This is a genomic window from Rossellomorea aquimaris (assembly GCF_020171925.1).
Taxonomy (GTDB): Bacteria; Bacillota; Bacilli; order Bacillales; family Bacillaceae_B; genus Rossellomorea; species Rossellomorea aquimaris_F.
This window is the reverse complement of the sequence record NZ_JAIVAR010000001.1, coordinates 1,324,562-1,349,260: the sequence shown is the minus strand read 5'-3', so window position 1 is coordinate 1,349,260 and position 24,699 is coordinate 1,324,562. Positions and strand designations below refer to the sequence as shown.

The window sequence follows — 24,699 nt, the reverse complement described above, 5'->3', positions numbered from 1 at the left end:
TCAGCAGGAATTTCGACATGCAGAGTCGAATGGGTAGAGTGTGAAGTAGCAGAAATACAGTTGGGGGATGGTAAGAATGAACAAAGTGGATCACATCGGGATAGCGGTATCATCAATTGACCATGTTCTTCCATTTTATGAACAAACGCTTGGTTTGAATGTAATGAAGATTGAAGAAGTTGAAACAGAAGGTGTAAAGGTAGCTTTTATTGATGGGGGAAATATTAAATTAGAGTTACTGGAACCTTTACATAATGAAAGCCCCATTGCTAAGTTCATCGAAAAAAAAGGCGAAGGGATCCATCATGTTGCCTTTGGAGTGGAAGGAATCGACCAGCGCATCAACGAGCTGCGTGAAAAAGGTGTCAACATGATCAATGAAACGGCTAAACCGGGTGCTGGCGGTGCCATGGTTGCATTCATGCACCCAAAATCCTCGCACGGCGTGCTCTATGAACTTTGTGATAAATCAAACATCAGGGAGGATCTTTCATAATGGATATCTATGAAAAAATTAACGAATTATATGACCGCAGGAGAGAAGTAGAACTTGGTGGCGGGGATGCAAAAATCGATAAACAGCATGAAAAAGGAAAGCTGACGGCAAGGGAAAGAATCGATATCCTTGTCGATCCGGGTAGTTTCGTTGAATTGAACCCTTTCATTGAGCATAGGTGTTCGGATTTCGGGTTGAACGAAGTGAATGGCCCCGGCGACGGCGTAGTGACTGGTTACGGAAAAGTGAATGGAAAACCGATTTACCTCTTTTCACAGGATTTTACCGTGTTCGGCGGTGCACTTGGAGAAATGCATGCGAAGAAAATCTCCCACGTCATGGATCTGGCCGTGAAAAACGGGGCTCCCTTCATCGGGTTGAATGATTCTGGCGGTGCCCGTATCCAGGAGGGAGTCGTGTCCCTGGACGGTTATGGCCATATATTCTACCGGAATTCCATTTATTCAGGAGTGATTCCGCAAATTTCGGTCATCATGGGTCCTTGCGCAGGAGGAGCGGTGTATTCCCCTGCCATCACCGATTTTGTCTTTATGGTGGATGAGACAAGCCAAATGTTCATCACGGGTCCTAAAGTAATCGAAACGGTTACCGGGGAGAAGATCAGTTCGGAAGACCTTGGCGGGGCGAAAGTACACAACACGATCAGTGGCAATGCTCACTTCAGGGGGAAAACAGAGGATGAAGTGCTTCTCGAAGTACGCAGGTTATTAAGCTATCTCCCTCAGAATAATGAGGAGAAGCCTCCACGTCTTGAAGCTTCAGAGGAAGATGACTATCGTTCCAATCTGACAGACTTGATTCCTTTCGACGCAGTCCGTCCTTATGATGTGAGGACCGTCATCAATGAGATTGTTGATGAAGACAGCTTCATGGAGGTACAAAAGGAGTTCGCGAAGAATATTGTAGTCGGACTTGCCCGCATAAAGGGCGAAGTAGTGGGGCTAGTATGTAATCAACCGAAGTTCATGGCTGGTGGTTTGGATATTGATTCTTCGGATAAAGCGTCAAGATTCATCCGTTTCTGTGATTCTTTCAATATTCCACTAATTACGTTTGAAGATGTGACCGGCTTTTTCCCTGGAATCAAGCAGGAGCACGGCGGGATCATCCGCCATGGTGCCAAGATCCTTTATGCCTACTCTGAGGCAACCGTTCCGAAGATGACAGTCATCTTACGGAAGGCGTATGGCGGGGCGTATGTGGCGTTGAATAGTAAATCGATCGGTGCCGATCTTGTTTTTGCTTGGCCAAATGCAGAAATTGCCGTCATGGGACCACAAGGAGCAGCCAACATCATATTTGCTAGGGAAATTGCAGGCAGTGAAAATCCTGAGCAGCTCAGGGAACAGAAAATCGAAGAATATCGTGAAAAATTTGCCAACCCTTACGTTGCGGCTTCTAGGGGAATGGTCGACGACGTCATCGATCCACGTGAGACCCGTATTAAGCTGATCCAAGGTCTTGAAATGATGAGGAACAAGAAGGAAGAACGGCCACGGAAAAAACACGGAAATATCCCGCTGTAAAGGAACTTTATTTGTCCGGCATTCATATTCACGATATACTAGTACAGTGAATACATATTGTGGAGGTCGACCTAATGATAAATCAAGAACGTCTATTAAATGAATTTTTGGAATTGGTACAAATCGATTCAGAAACGAAAGATGAAGCAGAAATTGCAAAGGTCCTGACGAAGAAATTCACTGACCTTGGCGTGGATGTTTATGAAGATGACACGATGGGTGAAACAGGACACGGTGCAGGAAATCTCATCTGTAACCTGAAAGGGGATAAGGAGGGCGTTGACACTATTTATTTCACGTCCCACATGGATACGGTCGTCCCTGCCAAAGGAGTCAAACCGACCCTGAAGGAAGATGGCTATATCTATTCTGACGGAACAACAATCCTTGGAGCAGATGATAAAGCCGGGCTTGCAACGATGATCGAAGCCGTAAGAGTCTTGAAGGAACAAAATATTTCACATGGTGATATCCAGTTCATCATCACTGTCGGTGAAGAGTCAGGACTCGTTGGTGCAAAGGCACTGGATTCTTCACTCGTCAAAGCGAAATATGGATTTGCCCTTGATTCTGATGGTGAAGTCGGTAATATCATCGTGGCAGCTCCAACACAGGCGAAAGTCCTTGCGACGATTTATGGAAAGACCGCTCATGCTGGAGTTGCACCTGAAAAAGGTGTATCTGCCATTACGATTGCAGCGAAAGCCATTGCGAAAATGCCGCTGGGGCGCATCGACGAAGAAACGACTGCGAATATCGGACGTTTCGAAGGCGGTAAAGCAACGAATATCGTGTGCGATCAAGTGGATATCCTGGCAGAAGCTCGTTCATTGGTCCCTGAAAAGATGGAAGCCCAGGTTGAAAAAATGAAGGAAGCATTCGTAACGGCTGCTGAGGAAATGGGAGGAAGTGCCGAAGTTGAAGTGCATGTCATGTACCCAGGTTTCAAATTCAGCGATGGAGACGAAGTGGTTGAAATTGCAAAACGTGCTGCAAAGAAAATCGGCCGCCCAAGTGAATTGCTTACAAGCGGAGGCGGAAGTGATGCAAATGTCATCGCTGGCTTCGGGGTACCGACTGTTAACTTAGCGGTGGGCTATGAGGAAATCCACACGAAGAATGAGAGAATGCCTGTGAAAGAATTGAACAAACTTGCTGAAATGGTCGTTGCGATCATTCAGGAAGTCGCTGAATAAAAAGATTCATATTCTTGCCCGTTCGGAGAAGTGTCCATTAACAATGAAGTTGATGGGCACTTCTTGTTATATTCACAGCCGCTTCTATAATAGTGGTTTGAAGGTGGGAGGTCTTAAATCTCTCAAAAACAGCTAAAATATGGTACATTAGAATTACATTACAGAAGTTGAGAGGGGACAACACTCATGTTGACAAAAGTAGTCGTTTTCCATGCAGGTAGGGAAGAATACGCAATTGGGATCGAACATATCGTTTCGATCGAAAAGCTTGAAGGAGTAAATCCCATCCCTCATTTGCCTGCTTACGTAACAGGACTAGTAAAGGTAAGGAATGAACTGGTTCCTGTATTGGATCTGTCATCCATTCTGTATGATGAACCATTGAATGTTAGAGATGGTCTATTTTTGCTGGTTGTAAAAACGGCAGATCTGCAGGTTGGACTAGTCGTGAAAGAAGCGAAGGAAATCCTGGAAGTAGCCGACTCATCCATCACGGATGTCGGGCTCCTGGCCTATTCAAAGACAACCTATTTCGATAGTGTCATTAATCTTGACGATCGAATGATCACAAGGATCGATCCACAGGTTTTGGTGAACAGTTTGGAAGGCATCAAGGAAATTACGGACTATGTATTGAAGGAAAAAACACTACAAAATCAGTGATGAAAGACATGATTTTATGAATGCATTTTACCCAAAGAATGGAAGAGTCATCCTGCATGTTGATATGAATAGCTTTTATGCATCGGTGGAGATGGCTTATGATCCTAGTCTGAAGGGAAAACCGCTCGCGATAGCCGGTAATCCAAAGGAAAGAAAAGGCATAATCGTGACCTGCAGCTATGAAGCACGAAGCTTTGGTGTGAAAACGACAATGCCACTCTGGGAAGCGAAGAAGCTGTGCCCTGATTTGATCATCATGACCCCGAATTTCGATCGGTATCGGTCCGCTTCGAAAGGGATGTTCGATATCCTGAGACAGTATTCGCACCTTGTGGAACCGGTATCCATTGATGAAGGGTACATCGATATCACCGATTCCCAAGAACTGGGTACCCCAATCGAGATCGCTTCTTCCATTCAAGCACAGATTAAAAGTCAGCTGGATCTGCCTTGCTCGATTGGCATAGCCCCAAACAAATTCTTGGCGAAGACTGCTTCCGATATGAAGAAGCCAATGGGCATCACCGTCCTCCGAAAAAGGGATATACCTGCAAGGCTCTGGCCGCTTCCGGTCATTGAAATGCACGGTGTCGGTGCGAAGACAGCGGAAAAGTTGAAGGGCATTGGCGTAGAGACGTGCAAAGATCTAGCCTATGCAAATGATATCCAGCTTAAATCATTACTTGGGATTAACGGTCTAAGGCTTAAAGAAAAAGCGAATGGGGAAGATAAAAGGCCAGTGGACCCTGATTCTATTTATGATTATAAAAGCGTCGGGAATTCGACTACCCTCCCAAGGGATACGACCAATCAGAATGATCTCCTTTCCACCATTGATAAGCTGTGCAGCAAAGTATCCGCCAGGTTGAAGCAAAAGGATGTAGTGGGGACGACCGTCCAGATCATGATTCGGGATAAGTTCCGTAAGACGATTACAAGAAGCAGGAAAGTGGAGAATCCGGTCATGAATAAAGAAGATCTTTCTCACTATGCCCGGGAACTGTTCATGAAACATTGGAACGGTGATCCGGTCCGTCTTCTTGGTGTGACTGTCCAGGATTTGCTGGAAAAAGGTGAAGCGACCGAACAGCTTGACATCTTTTCATACGAAAAGGAAGCCAAGAAGGAACCTCTTTATGATGTTCTGTCTCAATTACAGGAGAAATTTGGGAAAGACTCGATTACGAAAGGGGTCAAGGGCAAAGATAAGAAGCCCATTCATGATAAAGAACGGGATACAAGTTTCAATAAGGACTTCTTACGCGAATAATGGGCATCCTAACACGGAAGAAACGGCATGCCTTGTTCCCTTGAATCGGATTAGTTGCATCAATGATGCATTCTTGTTAGATTGAAATGGATTGTCTGACGTCTTTGGTAAGTAAGCTGATCCAATAACAAATAGGCGCTGTTCAGGTTGGTGATTCGAAAGCTGGAGTGGACAATCCATAGGAGAGAGGGTCACCTGAAGATAAACCTGAACAAAGTGAAGAAACAGCATAAACATACACAGAAAGGACGATGACTGATATGTCTCAGCAAGAAATCGGTGTTATCGGTTTAGCAGTAATGGGGAAAAACCTTGCATGGAATATTGAAAGCAGAGGATATTCTGTGTCTGTATATAATCGCTCCCGTGAAAAGACGGATGAAATGGTGAAAGAATCCAATGGAAAAAAGATTGTTCCTACATATTCCATTGAAGAGTTCGTCAACTCCCTAGAGAAGCCACGAAAGATCCTTCTCATGGTGAAAGCGGGTAAAGCAACGGATGCTACAATCGATCAATTGAAACCTTTCCTCGAAAAAGGTGATATCCTGATCGATGGAGGAAATACATTCTTTGAAGATACGAGAAGACGTAATGGGGAACTGAGTGAATCGGGTATCCACTTTATCGGAACCGGGGTATCCGGGGGAGAAGAAGGAGCGCTTACGGGACCATCAATCATGCCAGGCGGTCAAAAAGAAGCGTATGATCTGGTCGCTCCGATCCTGAAGGATATTGCAGCGAAAGTAAATGGCGAAGCCTGCACAACGTATATCGGTCCTGATGGTGCAGGTCATTATGTGAAGATGGTCCATAATGGAATTGAATACGGTGACATGCAGCTCATAGCAGAATCGTACTTCTTGATGAAGAACGTTCTCGGACTGAGCGCTGAAGAACTTCATGAAGTATTCGCGGAATGGAACAAAGGGGAACTTGACAGCTATCTGATAGAAATCACGGCCGATATCTTTACGAAGAAAGACGATGAAACTGGCAAACCGATGGTCGATGTCATCCTCGATAAAGCGGGACAAAAAGGTACCGGGAAATGGACGAGTCAAAGCGCCCTTGATCTTGGAGTATCCTTGCCGATCATCACTGAATCGGTGTTTGCCCGTTTCATTTCAGCCATCAAAGATGAACGTGTCAAGGCAAGTAAAATGTTAAAGGGACCAGATGCAGGAGCGTTCAAGGGAGATAAGGAAGCCCTCATCGAATCAATCAGAAAAGCGCTGTATATGAGTAAAATCTGTTCCTATGCACAAGGATTCGCACAAATGCGTGCAGCGAGCGATGAATATGACTGGAACCTTCAATACGGCGACATTGCGATGATCTTCCGTGGAGGCTGCATCATCCGGGCTCAATTCCTTCAAAAAATCAAGGAAGCGTATGATCGCGAATCGAATCTTTCTAACCTTCTTCTCGATCCTTACTTTAAAGAGATTGTGGAAAGCTACCAATATGCGCTCCGCGAAGTCATATCCGTTGCGGTACAAAATGGTGTGCCTGTGCCAGGTTTCTCTGCTGCTCTTTCTTACTATGACAGCTATCGCACAGAAACCCTTCCGGCAAACTTGATCCAGGCCCAACGCGATTATTTTGGTGCACATACGTATCAACGTGTCGATAAAGAAGGAACGTTCCATACTGAATGGATGAAATAAATTTTTTGTGGACATGAAAAAACGACCAGGGATTAATCCTTGGTCGTTTTTTAGTTTCATCCGATCATCACTCATCTTGGTGATGATCGGATGAGAATTCATTTAGCACTGTTCTACATCCAAGTCCGCTATCGGCCACCAGTAATAACCGTCTTTGGCGAGTAGGTTATCGGCCGCCTTTGGTCCCATGGAACCTGAATCATAATTCGGGAATTGTTCATCCCTTGTTTTCTCCCATACTTCAGAGATTTTATCGACAAATGCCCATGAAAGCTTCACTTCATCCCAGTGAGTGAAATTAGTCGCGTCCCCACGCAAGCAGTCATTCAACAGCTTTTCGTATGCTTCTGGAGTATTCATTCCATCGACACTCGTATTGGCAAAGTTCAGCTTGACCGGAGTCGTTTCGATGTTCTGTCCGGATTTCTTCACGTTCAGGTGCAACGTGATTCCTTCTTCAGGCTGAATGTGAATCACAAGAAGATTCGGTGCCAGTGGCTTGTCTGTATTATAGTATAGATTCATCGGGATATCTTTGAACTGAATCACAATCTTCGTTGATTTGGCCGCCATACGCTTACCTGTGCGGATATAGAAAGGAACACCCGCCCAACGGAAATTATCAATCATCAGCTTTCCGGCAACGAATGTTTCGGTGTTGGATAAGTCATCCACGTTGTCGGCTTCGCGATATCCTTTCACTTTCTCCCCTTTTGAAGTACCAGGTCCATATTGACCGCGGACAAAATAGTCCTTCACTTCTTCTGCCTCAAACGGGCGGAGGGCTCTTAATACCCGTACTTTTTCACTTCTGATTTCTTCAGTCGTCAACTTGATCGGCGGTTCCATCGCAAGCAGGGCCACCATCTGAAGCATATGATTTTGAACCATATCTCTTAGTGCGCCGCTTTTTTCATAATAGCGCCCACGCTCTTCAACTCCGAGTTCTTCAGAGGAAGTCACTTGGATGTTTGAAATGTATCGATTGTTCCATAGTGGTTCGAACATGGCATTGGCAAAACGGATGACTTCGATGTTTTGCACCATTTCTTTACCAAGATAGTGGTCGATACGGTAAATCTGATCTTCTGAAAATGACTCCCTGATGTGGGCATTCAATTCTTCAGCAGATGGCAAATCATGTCCAAAAGGCTTTTCAATGACTAAGCGCTGGAACCCTTTTGTATCCGTCAAACCTTGTGTCTTTAATTGTTCAGTGATGGTACCAAAGAATTCCGGTGCCATCGCCAAATAGAAAATACGGTTGCCTTCAAGTTGATAATGCTCGTCCAACTCTTCGGAGAGCTGCTTTTGTGCCTGATAAGAATCATTATTCGATAAATCATTTTGATGATAGTAGAAATGGGAAACGAATCCATCGATGTTATCATCGTTACCAAGGGCATTATGTACCGAAGTCCGGACATGTTCCTGGAACTCTTCATTTGACCAGTCACGGCGTCCGACACCGATGACAGCAAACTTTTCAGAGATTTTTCCTTTGCGGAACAAATGATAAAGGGATGGATATAGTTTTCTTTTTGCTAAATCCCCGGTAGCTCCGAAAATCGTGATCAGAGAAGAGGGTGTGTTCGTTTTTTTCACGTTTATGACCTCACTTTATCTTGTTGCTGATCTTTTGTTTTTATCTATTACAATTATTTAATTTTAAAGACTAAATGCGTAATTAGCAAATCATATGCTGACGAACTTCATTCCGGGTCACATTTTTACATCCTGCGCGGATTCAGGATATCTGGCTCTCAACAAGCTCCCCGTTTAAAGTATCTTCGTCTTTATGTTGGCTTATTTCTCTTATCTTATGACAGGTTTCTCTGAAGAAGCGTTGCTGGAATGGTTTGGGGGATAAATATGCTATGATAGGGATATTATCGTTGGCAAGTAGGAGTGAATGTAAATGGAACTATTATTTTTGGGGACTGGAGCGGGAGTGCCGGCAAAGCTCCGCAACGTATCCAGTATCGCGTTGAAACTACTGGAAGAGAGAGGGGCCGTTTGGCTATTTGACTGTGGAGAAGCCACTCAGCACCAGATTTTACATACGAGCTTAAAACCGAGGCGGATTGAAAAGATTTTCATCTCCCATCTTCATGGAGACCACATTTATGGATTACCCGGCCTTCTTGGCAGCCGATCATTCCAAGGTGGTGAATCAGGACTTACCGTTTATGGGCCCAAGGGCATCAAGCAGTTCATTGACGTATCTTTATCAATCAGTCAAACTCACTTGAAATACCCACTTGATATCGTCGAAGTGGAAGGAGACGGGGTCATCTTTGAGGATGAGAGTTTCAAGGTCACTGCCGGGGAGCTCCAACACGGCCTCACCTCTTTCGGATACCGGATCGAGGAAAAGGATAAGCCTGGGGAGCTTCAGGTCCATTCCTTGAAAGAAAGAGGGGTTGAGCCAGGACCGGTCTATAAAAAGCTGAAGGCAGGCGAAAGGGTTACACTCGAAGACGGGAGCGTCATTGATGGTCGAGAATTCATCGGGCCTTCAATTCCTGGCCGTATCGTCACGATCCTTGGAGATACAAGGTTCTGCCAGAAGGCAATAGAGCTTGCAAGTTCAGCAGACGTTCTGGTCCATGAAGCCACTTTCAATAAAGATCAAGAGGAAATGGCCCATGAATATTTTCACTCAACTAGCACACAGGCCGCCGAGGCTGCCGGTGAAGCCGGAGTGAATGTTCTGTTCCTGACCCATATCTCCTCAAGATTCTCAAAGGAATCGTGGCCGGAACTAGAGAACGAAGCCAGGGAAGTGTTTCCCGAGAGCTACATCGCAAAAGATTTCCTCGAGTATACAATTCCATTGAAGAAATAGGGGGAAGATGATGTGAAAACCTTGTACATCGTTCGTCATGCCAAAGCAGAAGGGCAGGACTTTCATGCTCCTTTGACACGAGAGGGGGAAGAACAGGCAGGGCAGCTTGCTTCTTTTCTGAAGGAATATCCGGTTGAAGCCATTTTTTCAAGCCCATTCAAGAGAACGCTGCAGACCATTCAACCGTTCGCTGACTGCACCGGTATTCCCATTAAGGAAGATGAACGTCTGGGTGAAAGGATCCTGAGCGAAAGGGATCACCCCGACTGGAAAGAGATGCTGCGGAAAACCTTCGAAGATTTCTCCCTGTCCTTTCCAGGGGGAGAATCCAATGAACAGGGGTTGGGGCGGGCATCGTCCTTCATTGAGGACATGCTAAAAAGCAAGGAAGATCATATTGTCGTGGTGAGTCACGGTAACCTCACTACTTTGTTGCTGCGTTACTTTGACGAAAAGTATGGATATGATGAGCTATTTGCTTTGAGTAACCCTGATGTGTATCTTGTGGAAGTGGATGAAGGGCTGATTCGGAGGATTTGGGAGCCGTGACTTCGGAAGTGAGTAGTCGAATATTTTTTAAAATGCTTGCGTGAGCTGTTCGTGTCGGCTCATGCAAGCATCTTTTTATGTCCTTTGTGGTTGATTTGGGAGACGATGTTGATTATATAGGTAGTGAATTTGATGAGGTTTCGTTTTTTGGCCGGAATTTTGGCCGGAATCGAGGAGGAAGCCAGTCTTCTGTCGTGTGTTTATGCTTGATTTTTTGAATTTATGCTCCAATTAGGAAATATATGCTCCTAATTCAGGATTTATGCTCCAATCAGGAAATATATGCTCCTAATTTAGGATTTATGCTCCAATTTGAAAATATATGCTCTAATAATAATCATTCTAATTAACTTGCCCCGTCCAAAACAGGACTGTACCATCATAAAAAGAAACAACCGAGCACAAACTGCTCGGTTGTCAACGATGGGCCTGATGCCACCCGCCTCTGATCAAAGCCCTTCCGCTTTTCTATTGTCCAGCTCCAGGGCTTAGAGGCACATGTCATAAGTCAACCCGACCAAGAAGGCAAAGGGCGCCTTCCTGGCCGGTTCGCCTGATGCCACCCGCCTCTATTCAAAGCCCTTCCGCTTTTCTCCTTGTCCAGCTCCGGCGGCTAGAGGCTCGAGACATAAGCCATGCCATCCAAAAAGGCAAAGACCGCCTTTATGGCTGCCCTGTCTTATGCTTGTCGCCTCTGGTCAAGCCGCTTCCCCTTTTCTATTGTCCAGCTCCAGGGCTTAGAGGCACATGTCATAAGTCAACCCGTCCAAGAAGGCAAAGGGCGCCTTCCCGGCCGGTTCGCCTTATGCCACCCGCCTCTATTCAAAGCCCTTCCGCTTTTCTCTTCACCAACCTCTTTCATACTGTTTCGGTGCTTCGATGTCTTCGTTGAGTTCATTCGCTGCTGTTCTCGGCCAGTATGGGTTCCTTAGCAGTTCCCTTCCGAGGAAGATCAAGTCGGCACGCTCATTTTGCAGGATTTCTTCTGCCTGGAGTCCTGAGGTGATGAGTCCAACGGCTCCAGTAGGGATGTCTGCACCAGTCCGGATCGTTTCTGCCAGTTTCACTTGATATCCCGGGTATACTGGAATGCGCGCAGGTACGACGGCACCTGAGCTGACATCGATCAAATCGACTCCTTGTTCTTTCATCCAAGTGGAAAATAAGACATAGTCTTCTGCATCCAACCCTTCTTCTTGATAATCCTTGGCAGACACACGTACGAGGAGGGGACCGTCCCATACTTCTTTCACTCCGTCGATCACCCTTTGGAGGAAGCGGTAGCGGTTTTCGGCAGATCCTCCATATTCGTCCGTTCGTTTGTTGGACAGTGGAGACAGGAATTCGTTGATCAAATACCCATGGGCACCATGTATTTCAATCACATCGAATCCGGCCTTTTTCGCCCTTTCCGCTCCCTTTATGAATGCTTCGATCGTCTCGTCGATGTCCTTTACGGTCATTTCCTTGGGCGTTTTCATTTCATCATTGAAAGGGATTGCGGAAGGAGCGAGGATTTCACCATCCAATACCGCTTTTCTTCCGGCATGAGCCAATTGAATGCCGGTCTTGGCGCCTTGTTCCTTTATCAAGCCGACTAATTCGCTTAAGCCTTCGATATGCTCATCACTCCAGATCCCGAGATCCTGAGGCGAGATCCTGCCCTGCGGCGTGACGGCAGTCGCTTCCTGTATGATCAATCCTGTACCGCCCACCGCCCTGCTCACATAGTGAGTACGATGCCAGTTCTCCACTTTACCGTCTTCGTTGTGGGAAGAATACATGCACATCGGAGCCATTACGATCCGATTTTTCAGTTCGAGGCTTTTGAGCTTATATGGTTCAAATAACTTGGTTTTCATCATCAATCTCCTTCCGGCCATTTATTTCGAGTATCTAACTAGTTATCCGGCTCCATTATAGCAACACTGTTTGTTGAATGGGAAGAAATCTGCTTTTCACCTCATTCGATTTATGGCCAGTTCATTTCCCATTTCCTCAGCACGGTTCCTTGCTGCATCCACACACTTCATGAAGGCTTCACCGATCCCGGATTCTTCTAGGATGCCGATTCCCGCTTCCGTCGTACCGCCAGGGCTTGTTACATTTTTCCGAAGCATCCCGGCTTCCAATCCTGAATGTTCAAGCATACTGGCTGCTCCTGAAATCGTCTGTAAGATCAATGCTTTTGCCAACTCTTCTGGCATCCCGGTATCAATCGCCGCTTTTTCGAGCAGTTCCACAACATAATAAATATAGGCCGGCCCGCTTCCTGACACTGCCGTGATCAAGTTCATCTGGTGCTCTTGTACTTCAGCGATGTATCCGACAGAGCGGAAGAGTTCAAGCGTCCATTCCCGCTGCTTTTCAGTCAGCAACTCATTGCAGGTGATGGCAGTCGCCGACTTTCTGAGAGAAGCACTTGTATTTGGCATGGCCCTTGCAATCGCTCCGTCAAACGCAAGGGATTCCCTTATATGTTGGAGGGAGATGCCGGCTAAGACAGAAATGACGAGTGTATTTGAGGAGAGAGATCTTCTAATTGAAGGTGCTGCGTCATGGAAATCCTTTGGTTTCATGGCCAATATGACGACATCGAATTCAGGGGCGAGATGTCCACTCACGCCTTTCACATCAAAATGTTCTGCAAATTCCAGCAATCGTTTTTTGTTGGAACGATTGGTGATAGTCACATTTTCCCTTTCTAATACCTTCGCCTCAATGGCTCCGCTTACCAGGGCGTGTGCCATCGAACCTGCCCCGAAGAATAACGTTTTCATTGTACATCCCCTCCCTGAGATTATGGTGTCTAGCTTACTAGTTAAAAGATCTTACTAACGAAACTGCGTTAATGAGTAATGCCGGTTCGAGTTTGTGAACGGAAGTCAACATCGCTCCTATCAGAACCAATAACAAAAGAAAAGACCCTTCATCCATAAAGGACGAAAGGGTCATGCTTCCGTGGTACCACCTTGTTTTATTCAACCAGGAAAACTGGATGAATACACTCTTTTCCGTTTAACGCCGGAAACGTTCCATTTTAAGACGCTCTAAAGGCAGGTTCACAGAAGAAGAGGACGACAGTGCCTTCCAGCCCATGAGCACCGTTCTCTTGCGCCATTCATCTGTTACTATTCTTTATCATCGCTTTCACAATATATTATAGGTGATTATCTTAAAAAAACAGCTTGTCTGTCAAGTGTTATTTTCAGTATATTCGCAAAAAAAGAAAAATGACAAAGAAAGCAATTCACTGTACACTATAAACTGAAGGGTCATTCATTTTTCGTTGCTGAAATAATACACTGGAATGTGGTGAAATAATGTCTATAACTAGCTTTGTGAACAATATTGCCAAGATCACATTATCGACACCTTATGCAGTCGGTGATGTGAACGTCTACTTGATCAAAGGGGATGTACTGACGCTGGTGGATGCCGGTCCGCTGACAGAAACCGCCTGGGGACAGCTGTCCGCTGCACTTGCCACCCTGGGCTATTCCCCGGGTGATATTGAACAGATTGTTCTTACGCATCATCATCCCGACCACGCAGGCATGCTGGAACGTTTTTCAGAGTCTGTGAAGATAATCGGTCATCCTTATAATCAGTACTGGATCAATCGTGATGAGTATTTTCATAGGGTCTACGATGATTTCTTTTATCGGCTTGGAGTGGAGTCAGGACTCCCCGAAGCTTATCTTTCTGCTGTTTCAAAGTTTAAAAGTCCTCTCAAATACATGGGGAACAGGGCGTTGGACGGTGTTGTAATGGAAGGGGAGGCCCTGCCCGGACTTCCGGATTGGAAGGTCATTGAAACGCTGGGGCATGCCCAAAGTCATCTATCATTCTTCCGGGAAAGTGACGGGGTGATGATTGCAGGTGATCATATCCTTGCTCATATTTCCCCTAATCCGATCATCGAGCCTCCGTTCGAAGGCGGGATTGAACGCTCGAAGCCACTTCTTCAATATAATCGGTCATTGATGAAGCTGATGGATATTCCAGTTTCATTTGCTTATACTGGACACGGGAAAGAAGTAGAAGATGTTCATGGCCTGATCCCTAAGCGGATGGCGAAACAAGAAGAAAGGGCGAAGGCGGTCCTTGAAATGGTACAGGGGAAACGGCAGACGGTCTTTGAATTATGCAGGCATTTATTTCCTGCCGTTTATAAAAAGGAACTGGGGCTTACCCTGTCAGAAACGATCGGACAACTGGACTATCTTGAATCTCTCGGATCCATCCGAAAGGAAAAGGGAGACAGTGCATTTCACTATTACGCATAATCGGGGTGAACGACGTTGAATAAGAGATTGAAAGGTAAGAACATCATCATCACAGGTGCATCAGGTGGGATCGGTGAACAAATGGCTTTGAAAATTGCTGAAAATGGTGGGAATCTGGCCTTGATTGCCCGCCGTGGCCATTTGTTGGAGGAATTGAAGCAGAAAGTTGAGAACAGCTATCAATCGAAAGTGAACATTTACCCATTGGATATTGCGAAATATGATGAAATCCCGGGTGTTTTCCAAACAATCCTGAATGACTTCGGGGACATACATGGCTTGATCAATAATGCGGGTTTCGGGGTTTTCAAGGAAGCGCATGAGGCCCCTTTTTCAGAAGTGAAAGGGATGTTCGAAGTGAATGTCCTGGGGTTGATGGCCGCAACAGGTGCGATCTTGCCTCATATGCGCGAGCGCGGGTCAGGTCATATCGTCAATATCGCTTCTCAGGCAGGTAAATTTGCGACCCCTAAATCGAGTGCTTACTCGGCATCGAAACATGCCGTGCTCGGATACACCAACAGCCTGCGAATGGAGGCTGAACGATATGGGGTCAACGTCACGGCGGTCAATCCGGGACCGATAGCGACCGACTTTTTTTCAATCGCCGATGAATCGGGAACGTATGTAAAGAACGTGGAGAAATGGATGCTCGACCCACGGTTTGTTGCAGAGAAAGTAGTGGACTCGATGTTCACGCGCAAAAGGGAGATCAACCTGCCCGTATGGATGAATGCAGGGAGTGTCGTTTATCAATTGTTTCCATCTTTTGTAGAAAAAGTAGGAAATAAACTTTTTTTCAAAAAATAGTGAAACCATATAGTACTTTAGTACGTCTAATCTTATAAGGGGGGGAGTCTATGAATAAACGTTCCATGTTCTTCATGCTGTGTGTCTTTTTTCTTATAGCCGGATGTCAAACAGCTGGAGTCGCAAAGCCTCAGCACAATGAAGATTTCATAGGCTTCGCGACTGATATAGACCTTGAAGGTCAGAAAGTACTGATCAATGATATATGGTTTTCGTTCACTGATGAAACAGAATTTACATCTGATACAAAGGATTCTTTACATAAGGAAGATTTAACGATCGGGCAAAAGGTGAAAGTGAAATTTGATGGAGTCACGGATGATTCTTTTCCTGCAAGTGCATCTGCACGTCAATTCATATTACTGACAGACGTCAAAAGCGACAAGCAGCGGGATGCGGTGAAATTAGTCGTGAATGATCCGCGCTTTTCCAAGGTTGTCATGCAATCGATGGAAACGAATCAAACAGGTCTTTACTCCCTCCGCTTCAAAGATCTAACCCTTAATAGCGACGTACATGTGCTCGTCAGCATCGATGATGAGCGCGTCATTGTACCGATGCCCACTACAGTCAATCAATGAAAGAGCGGCCATCTTTGTGGCCGCTCTTTTTTCATTTGGAATCATACATGTTTCATGACGGCGTCCGCGACCAAATCCGGGTTTTCCATGTGGATATTGTGCCCGTGATTAGTGGGGATGTCCGTTACATGGTCTGTAAGACATTTGAGTGTCTGCTGGTAGCGGATCCATTCCTCGGATTCATTTCCCGATTGGATGACAGTGATGGGAAGTGATCGGTCCAAGGGAAGGCTGTTCACTACCTGCTTGGCAGTCATCTCACTGTCCCGCAATTCTTTGAATACCGCCTCATAAGCATGGGGGCTGTATCCGACAAACCGATGATAGCTTTTTAATTCGGGAAAAAGATATTTCCCGCCGACCTTCATACCTAAGAGGCGTGGGATTCCGGTGTAGGCAGTGTAATACCCAACCTTCATCATCTGAAGGCTCTTCTTCCATTCGTTCTTTCTACTTGCGTCAAAGTGTTCTGTTAAATACCTTTCCTCGCCGACAGCATCGACAAAGACGATCCCCTTCACCTTTTTCCTGTTTTCGCTTGCAAATAATCGTACATTCAGCCCTCCGTATGAATGACCAACCAGGATCAAAGGAGACGTCACATCCATTGCGGCAAGCAGCGCCTCTATATCTTTCACTGTGTTCAAACCATCTCCGTGGGTTCTTCTGTCGCTCCAGCCATACCCCTTCCGGTCGAAGGATATCGTATGGGCATGGCGGCTCACTATTTCCTGTACCCTGTGCCAATGCAGGGATTGACCGGATAATCCCGCATCCATCAAGACCGTGATCGGTCCACTCCCTTTCTCGATTACATGAAATGTACCCCTTTCAGTCTGAACCAATCTACCTGGAGGAGGCTGCTTTTCCTTCCTTCTTATAAGCGTATTCGCCAGACTTGCGGGGAATAAGAGGGAGGCGATGGTGATGCTCGTCCAATTCTTCATATGTATTCTCTCCTTTTCATTCTTACCATCTTCGCCACCAAAGGAAAAAAATCCTTCTCCCGACAAGGGCGCATCTTCTGAAAAATCATCAGTACGGGACATGTGCCTTATCGGGGATTATGTTTGGACAAAGGAGGGTATGCATCAAGAGAAGAGGAATCTCAAGTTTTATCAAATTGTATGCCTATTTTTTCCCTTTGGTGGAAAACTAACGTCATTGATGAAGAAAAGGATGTGAATGTATGACGGGGATTCTACTAGCCCTCATCCCTGCAGTGGCATGGGGGAGCCTTGTGTTTGTAAGCGTCAAACTCGGAGGGAATGCCTATAGTCAGACAGTCGGGATTACGATTGGCTCCCTGTTGTTTGCTATTGGTGTTTTCTTTTTTAAATCACCGGAATTATCCATGCTCGTATGGTCGGTCGGCTTCGTATCGGGAATATTCTGGTCGGTTGGGCAAGTCAACCAGCTCGCTAGTGTCAAATTCATCGGGGTAGCCAAAACGGTACCCATTTCCACTGGGATGCAATTAATCGGTACAACATTATTTGGCGTCCTTGTGTTTAAGGAATGGACCACGACCCAAACCATCCTGCTCGGCAGTGGAGCTGTCATCGCCCTGATCATCGGTGTCATCATGACTTCCTACACGCAAAAGGAAGAGGGTGAGGATAATCAACAGTTGAAAAGAGGACTTCTCACATTATTTATTTCAAGTCTTGGGTACATAGCGTATGTGGTCATTGTCCGCTGGTTCAATATCGACGGCTGGGAAGCAATCCTGCCTCAGGCCATCGGGATGTTCATCGGGGCTGTCGCCATCACCATCCGGCATAAGCCTTTCACTAAATACACAGTCCGCAATATCCTGACCGGCCTCATGTGGGCGACAGGGAATCTGGGGCTATTGCTCGCCCTTCCGAGAATAGGGGTCGCCACAAGCTTTTCCCTTTCACAAACCGGTATCGTCATCTCAACCATCGGCGGACTTTTCTTCTTGAATGAAAAGAAATCGAAAAAGCAAATCCTGCTTGTGATCGCAGGGTGTGTCCTGATCATCATCGGAGGAGTGCTGCTCGGCTTTACCAAAGGATAACCATTTGTGATTTTAAAAAGGTGTCATGGTTCCAAAGGGAATGCGGCCGGGTGGGTAACAAACGAACTTAAAGGAGGAAGTCAGATGTATCCAGATTTAGAAGGGAAAGTGGTCGTGATAACAGGTGCTGCAACCGGGATCGGGAAGGCGATTGCGACGCGTTTAGCCAAAGAGGGATGCAAGGTTGTCATCAATTATTTCAGTGAAGATGAAAACCCGGGTGATTTGCTGAAGGAAATCGAACAAAACGGAGGTACAGCCTCCATCATCCAGGGGGATGTAACAAAAGAGGAGGACGTTGAAGGCTTTGTCACGTTCGCTCATGATACGTACGGAAGTCTGGATATTTATGTGAACAATGCCGGCATTGAAAATGAAGTGCCATCTGAAAGGCTTTCCCTCGAAGATTGGAACAAAGTCTTGAATACAAATTTAACCGGAACCTTCCTTGGTTGCCGGGAAGCGGCGGAATACATGCTGAAGAATGGAATCAAAGGGTCCATCATTAATATTTCATCCGTCCACGAAATCATTCCGTGGCCCCATTTTGTCCATTATGCTGCCAGTAAAGGCGGAGTGAAGCTGCTGATGGAAAGCTTGGCTTTGGAATTCGCGCCCGATGGAATAAGGGTCAACAATATCGCACCCGGTGCCATCGATACGCCCATCAACGCTGAAAAATTTTCAGATCCAGAGAAGAAAAAGGGAGTTGAAAAACTGATCCCGCTTGGCTACATCGGTGAACCTGAACAAATCGCTTCCTGTGCTGCATTTCTTGCATCAGAACAGGCAGGCTACGTCACAGGAACGACCTTGATTGCAGACGGGGGAATGACCAAGTATCCAGGGTTTCAAGCCGGGAAAGGATGACGAGTTGGATTTAATATGGAGGAGTCTGCCCTTTGACGGGGCAGGCTTTTTTGTGTTTGCGGATTGAGGTCGGCCGCTTTGTTTCCTCGCCACCCACCTCCAACCAATTCACCTCCGCTTTTTAACTCCATTCCCAGTAATTTAAGTTGAAAGCGAACGTATATTCGTATAGAATCATAGGTATAATATACGAGAACGAATGTTCTATTAAGAGGTAAGGAGTGAGGAAGATGACTGTCGATTACAGTGGGCTGCCGCACCACAAGATTTTATGCATCGATATGAAGAGCTTTTATGCCAGCTGTTCGGCTGTCATGCTCGGACTCGACCCGCTTCAATGTCATTTGGCGGTAGTGGGGGACCGGGATCGGCAGGGGAGCATCGTACTGGCTGCCTCCCCGAAACTAAAGAAGGACTTCGGAATTAAAACGGGGTCGCGAATGTTCGAAATTCCAGATGATCCCCGGATTCAACTTGTAGAGCCGAAAATGGCCACATATGTGCGCATTTCCACCGAGATCACCCGCTTGTTTCATCGGTACGTTCCAAAAGACGCCATCCATACGTACAGTGTCGATGAAAGCTTCATCAAAATTGATGGGGCCACTCATCTGTGGGGGGACGCCATGACCATCGCCCGTAAAATAAAAGATGATATGGAGAGGGAATTTCAGCTTCCATGTGCGATAGGCATCGGACCCAATATGCTTCTTTCCAAGCTTTGTCTGGACCTTGAGGCAAAGAAGGAGGGGATTGCAGAGTGGAGGTATGAAGACGTGCCGGAAAAGCTGTGGCCACTCTCCCCTCTCAGTGAAATGTGGGGAATCGGCCGCCGCATTGAAAAGACGCTGAACAGGATGGGGATTTTCTCGGTCGGACAGCTCGCGCAATATGATTTGGAAAAACTCGAAGCGAAGTTCGGGGTCATGGGCAATCAGCTTTATTATCATGCCTGGGGTGTGGATTTATCCGAGATCGGTGCTCCGATCATGGAAGGCCAGGTCAGTTTCGGGAAGAGCCAGATCCTCCTCAGGGATTACAAGGAAAGGAAGGAAATCAAGTCTGTCATTCTTGAAATGTGTGAAGAAGTGGCAAGAAGGGCGAGGACGCATCATAAGGCTGGCAGGACGATCAGCTTCGGGATCGGGTACAGCCAGGAAGAATTCGGGGGCGGATTTCACCGCTCGAGGACAGTGGAAGATCCGACCAATATCACAATGGACTTATACAGGGTCTGCCTCGAGCTTTTTGAAGAAAATTATAACGGAAAGACGGTCCGGAAAATATCCATCGCCCTTTCAAATATCACGGAGGATGAGACGATGCAGATGTCCTTATTCGATCCCAACCGCTGGGAGAAGCGCGAATTGGGATATGTGGTGGATAAAATCCGCCGCAAATACGGGTCTGCATCCCTGCTCAGGGCCGTGTCCTATACGGAAGCTGGAACGGCAAGACACCGTGCACGGCTTGTCGGGGGACACAAATCATGATGAAATCCGGGAGGTGAACAAGTGTGATTCGTGACCGTGGAAGAATTAAATGGACGTCCATGATGCTCCCTGAACATGTGAAATTATTGCGGGACTGGGCGAAGGAAGATACGTATGAAAAGAGAAAAGAGCTTGATGAACAAGAATTGGAAGTATTGAATGAAGTCGTCGCGGAGGCGATGGAGTTCGGTAGAGCCGTATCCATCACGCATTATGTGAATCATCGGCATGAGAGGGTTGTTGGCATCATCCATCATGCAGATGCGCTGGAAGGGAAGCTGCATGTGGTGGACATGGATGAGAAGGTTCACTACATTCCCTTGACCGCCATTTCGAACATCGGCTTTTTTGAGGGATGAGCCGTAAAAAAAGAGAGACTCAGAAGTCTGAGTCTCTCCGTTTTCATGATTATTCTTCATCCAGTACTTTCTCCGCACGTACACAAGACTCGAATTTTCCCTTGTGTGAAGCGTCGCAGAACGGCATTTTAGTGGATAAACCGCAGCGGCAGAGTGAGAAGACTTGCTTTGTCGGAAATACATTACCGTCCGCGTCAACCAGTTCCACATCACCACTGACACGGAAAGATCCATTATCATTGACTTTGATTTGCGCTTTTGCCATGAAAAACCACCCTTTCTATATAAATGCAAAAGTTTCCCCATCATGATAGTAAAATGAAAAACGGAAAAATGCAATATAATAAAGAGATCAGAAGAAATGTGATAGGATGGGAAGTGAGGAGGTAGTCACATGAAGATTCAATTTACAGATGCGGCAACACAAAAAATCAATGATAAAATAGCCGGGAAGGAAGGCTACTTAAAGCTGAAATATGACACAGAAGGATGCGGATGTGTAGTAAGCGGCATTCCGACCTTGTGGTATGTGACAGAACCGGATGGAACGGACGACGTGACGGTGGAAACCAATCGCTTCCCGATTTTAGTGGAAAAGTCAAAAACGGTGTTTCTTGATGAGGAATTGAAGATTGATTTCTCGACGAGCAGTAACACATTTCAATTAAAAAGCCCGGGACAGATCATCAACGGACGTATGAATTTCCTTCTGTATCCGGAAAGATAAAAGAAAAGCTGGTTCCCTAATCAAAGGGAGCCAGCTTTTCTTTCCGCTAAGAGCTTTTCAAATATGTCTGCAATGGCCATTCCGTTTTCCCAGCAATCACCGCCATCTTCGGTACACCAACAGGCAGACAGGACGGAATGACAGAACCCATATGCCAAGAGCCTTTCGTAGGAAAGAGTGAGCAGGGAAGATAACGTAGTAGTCCGGAATCGCAGAAGTTCAAGCGGATCTTCGTGATGCTTCCAGTGATTCAGCATGTACTGGATACAGTCATATTCCCGTTCTCCGATCAAGCCCTTGGGATCGATGGCTGTCCAGCCCGAAGAGCCGGAATACAGGATGTTTTCGTGATGCAGATCACCGTGAAGCAAGTAACATTCCTTTGAAGAGCTTAGAAGTTTATGGAACAGTGATTCTGCTTTTGAAATCATTCTTTCAGGTAAGGGACCGGTCCCGTCGTGAAAACGAGCCCTATATCGACTTATTCCTTGTGACCAGCCCTCAACATCAGGAAATGAGTGGGAGGGCGGAGGCTTTCGCCATAACTGAGCGGCCACGGAGGCGAAGACCTTTAGCTGTGCCATTTCATCATGTAGGGTATGTAAAGCATTGCCGGGCTGTACATGCGACAGGAGCATCCAGCCTGCTTCCTGATCGAAATCGATTAATTCCACCATGGCATCACCGGTGAACTCCCGGAGTGCATGGAACTCATTCGAAAACTCCTTATTTGGGTATCCCATTTTTAAAACGGCGGCAGTCCCGTCTGCTAGGACCAATGGGATAACGAAATTATAGCTTAAGGAAAAAGGCGAGCCGAGAGTCAGGTTGCGCTTTTCCTGAAGGGACCGGATGGTTCGTTCAGCCTGTTCGATCCAGGTCGAGCCCGCCTCCCCATGCATTGCTTTCATCTTATCTTGAAAATAATCCGGAATCACCGGGCATCCTCCTTTTCGGGGGTGACGACTTCATCCAGGAACTGTTGGATGACACGGTCATACTTCTCGGGGTCTTCATTATAGGATTGTGCATGAGTTCCACGGAAATCCAGGTGAAGCATTTTCGCACCTTGCTTCTTATGGAATAATTCTTCGGTCATTTTCGGCAGGATGTAATCATCCTCCATGCTGTGGATGAACAAGACAGGCTTTTGAATGTTTTGGATGACCGAAATGGGCGACAGCTCCTTTAATGAATAGCCCTCGCGCCATTTTAACGTGCGATTTACGAGCGGCAGCAGAAGCTTTGCAGGCAAGTTTAGTTCGACACTCATCCGATAGGCAAGCTGTTCACCGAAATCGGAATATGGACAATCCGCAATGTAGAAGTCTGCGCGGTCCTCGACACCACCTCCGTAAAGAAGGGTCGTGGCTGCCCCCATCGACTCCCCGTGTATGCCAAGGAAGACATCATCGCCGACGCGCCGGATCAACTCATCGACGACAGCTTTTAAATCAAACTTTTCATAGTATCCGTAGCTGGTCGTTTCCCCTCCAGAATCACCGTGGCGTCGGTGATCGTAAATGACGGCGTTGAATCCCTTCTTGATGAATAGGTTCATGTATTTGATGGAGTTAAGCTTGTTTTCAGTGACGCCGTGCGCGAAAATCATGTATTTCTTATGAGGGTGGGGTGTCACGAAAATGGCATTGAGATCGTATCCGTACGGAGAAGGAATGGACACCTCTTCTTTCGGGAGGGCATCAAATTCATCCTGGATGAGACGGAGTGCATTGACTTCCCGCTCACGGACAAGTTTCTCATCTTTCTTCGGAAGGTATAGGAAAGCATTCGTGATGTAATAGCCTAATCCACCGATTCCGAGAGCGGAAAGGGCTCCTCCTAAGAAGAGAGATCGTTTCTTCATATCTTTCACCTCATTGTAAATAAGTGGTGCATTTATTTTATCATGATGAGGAAAGAAGTGGAATTTAAAAGCTGGAGAAGTGTAGGAGAAAAAAAGAAGCACCCGCAAAAACAAACATGCGGGTGCTTCCATGGGTGGATCACGATTTGCTATTTTGACGTTTAGTAGGGTGGATCGCTTTATCAAGCTCTTCAGCAGATATGGCATTCGATACTGAATCGCTGTTTGGCTTCCCTTTTTGGCTAGATCCTTTTTCGCGTTTTTGACTCATATTTTCATCTCCTCTTAGCACTCGGATAGTATTAGAATGCTCGAGGGGATGGGGGGATATTCAGTCATTATTGATTCAATTCATAAAGCCTGTAATAGCCGCTGTCGATCTGCCTGCTGATGTGTGGTTTCACGACATCGATCGCTTGGGCAAGCTTTTCTAAATCGATTCCCGTCCTCACTCCCATTTGTTCAACCATATAGACAACGTCTTCCGTCGCGACATTTCCTGTCGCTCCAGGTGCGAAAGGACATCCTCCGAGCCCTCCGGCGGAAGTATCGAACCGGTCCACTCCAGCCTGCATGGAAGAGAGGATATTAGCCAGTGCAAGTTTCCTCGTGTCATGGAAATGGGCAGTCAGGAGTGTATCCGGCAGCTCACTTTTTAATAAAGTAAAGAGTGTATAAGCTTCAAGGGGGTTGGCACGGCCCACGGTATCGGCAACGCTCAATTCATCCACGCCCATTCCCACAAACTCTTTGCAAAGGGCAAGGGTATCTTCAGGCTCTATTTTTCCTTCATAGGGACAATAAAAAGCAGTAGAGATACACGCCCTCACAAAATATCCCCGTTCTTTCAACTGAGAAATGAGCGGCTCAAGGTCTGATAGCGCCTCTTCCGTCGTTTTATTAATGTTCTTTTGGTTGAACGTGCTGCTGACCCCGACAAATACGGCTACGGCCCTGCACCCTGTTTCGTAGACGCGCTCCAGTCCCTTTTTGTTCGGTGCAAGAACAAAGTCGCGCGAGTCGATCGTCATGCAGGATTCAACGATATCCGCGGCATCCTGCATCTGAGGAACCCATTTAGGTGACACAAAGGAAGTCAGCTCCATTTCCTTGATGCCGGATTCCTTCAAGCGTAGTATGAATTCTTTCTTCGTATCGGTCGGTACAAAATTCTTTTCATTCTGAAGGCCATCGCGAGGCCCCACTTCAATAATGGTGATCTGTTCAGGTAATTTCATGATTTCCCTCCCCTTTGTTTTATTGTAGGAAAATTTCGACAACAAAATCAACTAAATTTTTTAAGAAAGAGAAAGGAAAATAAAGCGTTTACATAGAAAATGTTAAAGTGGAGATATTTTCGCCTATTCTCTTAAGGGTGGAAACTCATGAGAATCAGTCAGAATGGAATGGGAGGAAGAGA

25 protein-coding genes are annotated in these 24,699 nt (G+C 46.3%); 16 read left to right on the top strand and 9 right to left on the bottom strand.

Annotated elements, in window-relative coordinates:
* The first annotated feature begins 76 nt into the window (after positions 1-76).
* The 6 genes from mce (at position 77) to gndA (ending at position 6,842) form a co-directional block, all read left to right on the top strand.
* On the top strand, positions 77-496 hold the full coding sequence (mce, locus tag LCM10_RS07075; protein WP_224875436.1) for a methylmalonyl-CoA epimerase: 420 nt from the start codon (positions 77-79) through the stop codon (positions 494-496).
* A complete protein-coding gene (locus LCM10_RS07070; RefSeq protein WP_224875435.1) occupies positions 496-2,043 on the top strand; it encodes an acyl-CoA carboxylase subunit beta in 1,548 nt (515 codons plus the stop codon). The genes mce and LCM10_RS07070 overlap by 1 nt, the downstream gene beginning before the upstream one ends.
* A 74-nt stretch (positions 2,044-2,117) precedes the next feature.
* Positions 2,118-3,239 (top strand): M20/M25/M40 family metallo-hydrolase, encoded by a 1,122-nt coding sequence (locus LCM10_RS07065; RefSeq protein WP_224875434.1) that lies wholly within the window; start codon positions 2,118-2,120, stop codon positions 3,237-3,239.
* 186 nt (positions 3,240-3,425) lie between these two features.
* The gene (locus LCM10_RS07060; RefSeq protein WP_224875433.1) at positions 3,426-3,902 is read left to right on the top strand and encodes a chemotaxis protein CheW; all 477 of its coding nucleotides are present in this window, start codon (positions 3,426-3,428) and stop codon (positions 3,900-3,902) included.
* A 16-nt stretch (positions 3,903-3,918) separates the two neighbouring features.
* Entirely contained in the window at positions 3,919-5,172 is a 1,254-nt protein-coding gene (locus LCM10_RS07055; protein ID WP_224875432.1) for a DNA polymerase IV, read from the top strand.
* A 260-nt stretch (positions 5,173-5,432) separates the two neighbouring features.
* Entirely contained in the window at positions 5,433-6,842 is a 1,410-nt protein-coding gene (gene gndA / locus LCM10_RS07050; protein WP_224875431.1) for an NADP-dependent phosphogluconate dehydrogenase, read from the top strand.
* Positions 6,843-6,944: 102 nt separating this feature from the next.
* Here the strand turns inward: gndA and zwf are convergent, their stop codons facing one another.
* Entirely contained in the window at positions 6,945-8,447 is a 1,503-nt protein-coding gene (zwf, locus tag LCM10_RS07045) for a glucose-6-phosphate dehydrogenase (RefSeq protein ID WP_224875430.1), read from the bottom strand.
* 313 nt (positions 8,448-8,760) lie between these two features.
* Here zwf and rnz point away from each other — a divergent pair, with 313 nt between their 5' ends.
* A complete protein-coding gene (gene rnz / locus LCM10_RS07040; RefSeq protein WP_224875429.1) occupies positions 8,761-9,690 on the top strand; it encodes a ribonuclease Z in 930 nt (309 codons plus the stop codon).
* Positions 9,691-9,702: 12 nt separating this feature from the next.
* Positions 9,703-10,239: a histidine phosphatase family protein gene (locus LCM10_RS07035; protein ID WP_224875428.1), complete on the top strand. Its 537-nt coding sequence runs from the start codon at positions 9,703-9,705 to the stop codon at positions 10,237-10,239.
* A gap of 845 nt (positions 10,240-11,084) precedes the next feature.
* Here LCM10_RS07035 and namA read toward each other — a convergent pair.
* Both namA and proC read right to left on the bottom strand, forming a co-directional pair.
* Positions 11,085-12,101 carry an NADPH dehydrogenase NamA gene (gene namA / locus LCM10_RS07030; RefSeq protein WP_224875652.1) on the bottom strand — a complete coding sequence of 339 codons (1,017 nt, stop codon included), beginning with the start codon at positions 12,099-12,101 and terminating at the stop codon, positions 11,085-11,087.
* A gap of 96 nt (positions 12,102-12,197) precedes the next feature.
* Positions 12,198-13,019 (bottom strand): pyrroline-5-carboxylate reductase, encoded by an 822-nt coding sequence (gene proC, locus LCM10_RS07025; protein ID WP_224875427.1) that lies wholly within the window; start codon positions 13,017-13,019, stop codon positions 12,198-12,200.
* A 543-nt stretch (positions 13,020-13,562) separates the two neighbouring features.
* Between proC and LCM10_RS07020 the strand changes: the two genes are divergently transcribed.
* Genes LCM10_RS07020 through LCM10_RS07010 form a run of 3 tightly spaced genes read left to right on the top strand, consistent with a single transcriptional unit; the run spans position 13,563 to position 15,919 of the window.
* Positions 13,563-14,528, top strand: a complete 966-nt coding sequence (locus LCM10_RS07020) for an MBL fold metallo-hydrolase (RefSeq protein ID WP_224875426.1) — start codon at positions 13,563-13,565, stop codon at positions 14,526-14,528.
* A gap of 15 nt (positions 14,529-14,543) precedes the next feature.
* Positions 14,544-15,338 carry an SDR family NAD(P)-dependent oxidoreductase gene (locus LCM10_RS07015; protein WP_224875425.1) on the top strand — a complete coding sequence of 265 codons (795 nt, stop codon included), beginning with the start codon at positions 14,544-14,546 and terminating at the stop codon, positions 15,336-15,338.
* A 50-nt stretch (positions 15,339-15,388) separates the two neighbouring features.
* On the top strand, positions 15,389-15,919 hold the full coding sequence (locus LCM10_RS07010; protein ID WP_224875424.1) for a YobA family protein: 531 nt from the start codon (positions 15,389-15,391) through the stop codon (positions 15,917-15,919).
* A 41-nt stretch (positions 15,920-15,960) separates the two neighbouring features.
* Here LCM10_RS07010 and LCM10_RS07005 read toward each other — a convergent pair whose 3' ends face one another.
* The gene (locus tag LCM10_RS07005) at positions 15,961-16,866 is read right to left on the bottom strand and encodes an alpha/beta fold hydrolase (RefSeq protein WP_224875423.1); all 906 of its coding nucleotides are present in this window, start codon (positions 16,864-16,866) and stop codon (positions 15,961-15,963) included.
* 242 nt (positions 16,867-17,108) lie between these two features.
* Here LCM10_RS07005 and LCM10_RS07000 point away from each other — a divergent pair, with 242 nt between their 5' ends.
* The 4 genes from LCM10_RS07000 to LCM10_RS06985 all read left to right on the top strand — a co-directional run bounded on the left by LCM10_RS07000 (position 17,109) and on the right by LCM10_RS06985 (position 20,685).
* A complete protein-coding gene (locus tag LCM10_RS07000; RefSeq protein WP_224875422.1) occupies positions 17,109-17,963 on the top strand; it encodes a GRP family sugar transporter in 855 nt (284 codons plus the stop codon).
* An 84-nt stretch (positions 17,964-18,047) separates the two neighbouring features.
* Positions 18,048-18,833, top strand: coding sequence for a glucose-1-dehydrogenase (locus LCM10_RS06995; RefSeq protein ID WP_224875421.1), 786 nt, complete (start codon positions 18,048-18,050; stop codon positions 18,831-18,833).
* 230 nt (positions 18,834-19,063) lie between these two features.
* Positions 19,064-20,326, top strand: a complete 1,263-nt coding sequence (locus LCM10_RS06990) for a DNA polymerase thumb domain-containing protein (protein WP_224875420.1) — start codon at positions 19,064-19,066, stop codon at positions 20,324-20,326.
* A 23-nt stretch (positions 20,327-20,349) separates the two neighbouring features.
* Complete coding sequence (locus LCM10_RS06985) at positions 20,350-20,685, top strand: YolD-like family protein (RefSeq protein WP_224875419.1); 336 nt, start codon at positions 20,350-20,352, stop codon at positions 20,683-20,685.
* Positions 20,686-20,734: 49 nt separating this feature from the next.
* On the opposite strand, the gene LCM10_RS06980 is transcribed toward LCM10_RS06985, so the two are convergent.
* Positions 20,735-20,950 (bottom strand): CDGSH iron-sulfur domain-containing protein, encoded by a 216-nt coding sequence (locus LCM10_RS06980; protein ID WP_224875418.1) that lies wholly within the window; start codon positions 20,948-20,950, stop codon positions 20,735-20,737.
* 129 nt (positions 20,951-21,079) lie between these two features.
* Between LCM10_RS06980 and LCM10_RS06975 the strand changes: the two genes are divergently transcribed.
* Positions 21,080-21,412 (top strand): iron-sulfur cluster biosynthesis family protein, encoded by a 333-nt coding sequence (locus LCM10_RS06975; protein ID WP_224875417.1) that lies wholly within the window; start codon positions 21,080-21,082, stop codon positions 21,410-21,412.
* 20 nt (positions 21,413-21,432) lie between these two features.
* On the opposite strand, the gene LCM10_RS06970 is transcribed toward LCM10_RS06975, so the two are convergent.
* The 4 genes from LCM10_RS06970 to LCM10_RS06960 all read right to left on the bottom strand — a co-directional run bounded on the left by LCM10_RS06970 (position 21,433) and on the right by LCM10_RS06960 (position 24,517).
* Positions 21,433-22,350, bottom strand: a complete 918-nt coding sequence (locus LCM10_RS06970) for an aminoglycoside phosphotransferase family protein (protein WP_224875416.1) — start codon at positions 22,348-22,350, stop codon at positions 21,433-21,435.
* The gene (locus LCM10_RS06965; RefSeq protein WP_224875415.1) at positions 22,347-23,279 is read right to left on the bottom strand and encodes an alpha/beta hydrolase; all 933 of its coding nucleotides are present in this window, start codon (positions 23,277-23,279) and stop codon (positions 22,347-22,349) included. Before LCM10_RS06965 ends, LCM10_RS06970 begins: the two co-directional genes overlap by 4 nt.
* A 139-nt stretch (positions 23,280-23,418) precedes the next feature.
* The gene (locus tag LCM10_RS20610; protein ID WP_263621380.1) at positions 23,419-23,550 is read right to left on the bottom strand and encodes a hypothetical protein; all 132 of its coding nucleotides are present in this window, start codon (positions 23,548-23,550) and stop codon (positions 23,419-23,421) included.
* Between the two features lie 67 nt (positions 23,551-23,617).
* Positions 23,618-24,517 (bottom strand): hydroxymethylglutaryl-CoA lyase, encoded by a 900-nt coding sequence (locus LCM10_RS06960; protein WP_224875414.1) that lies wholly within the window; start codon positions 24,515-24,517, stop codon positions 23,618-23,620.
* Positions 24,518-24,699: the final 182 nt, after the last annotated feature.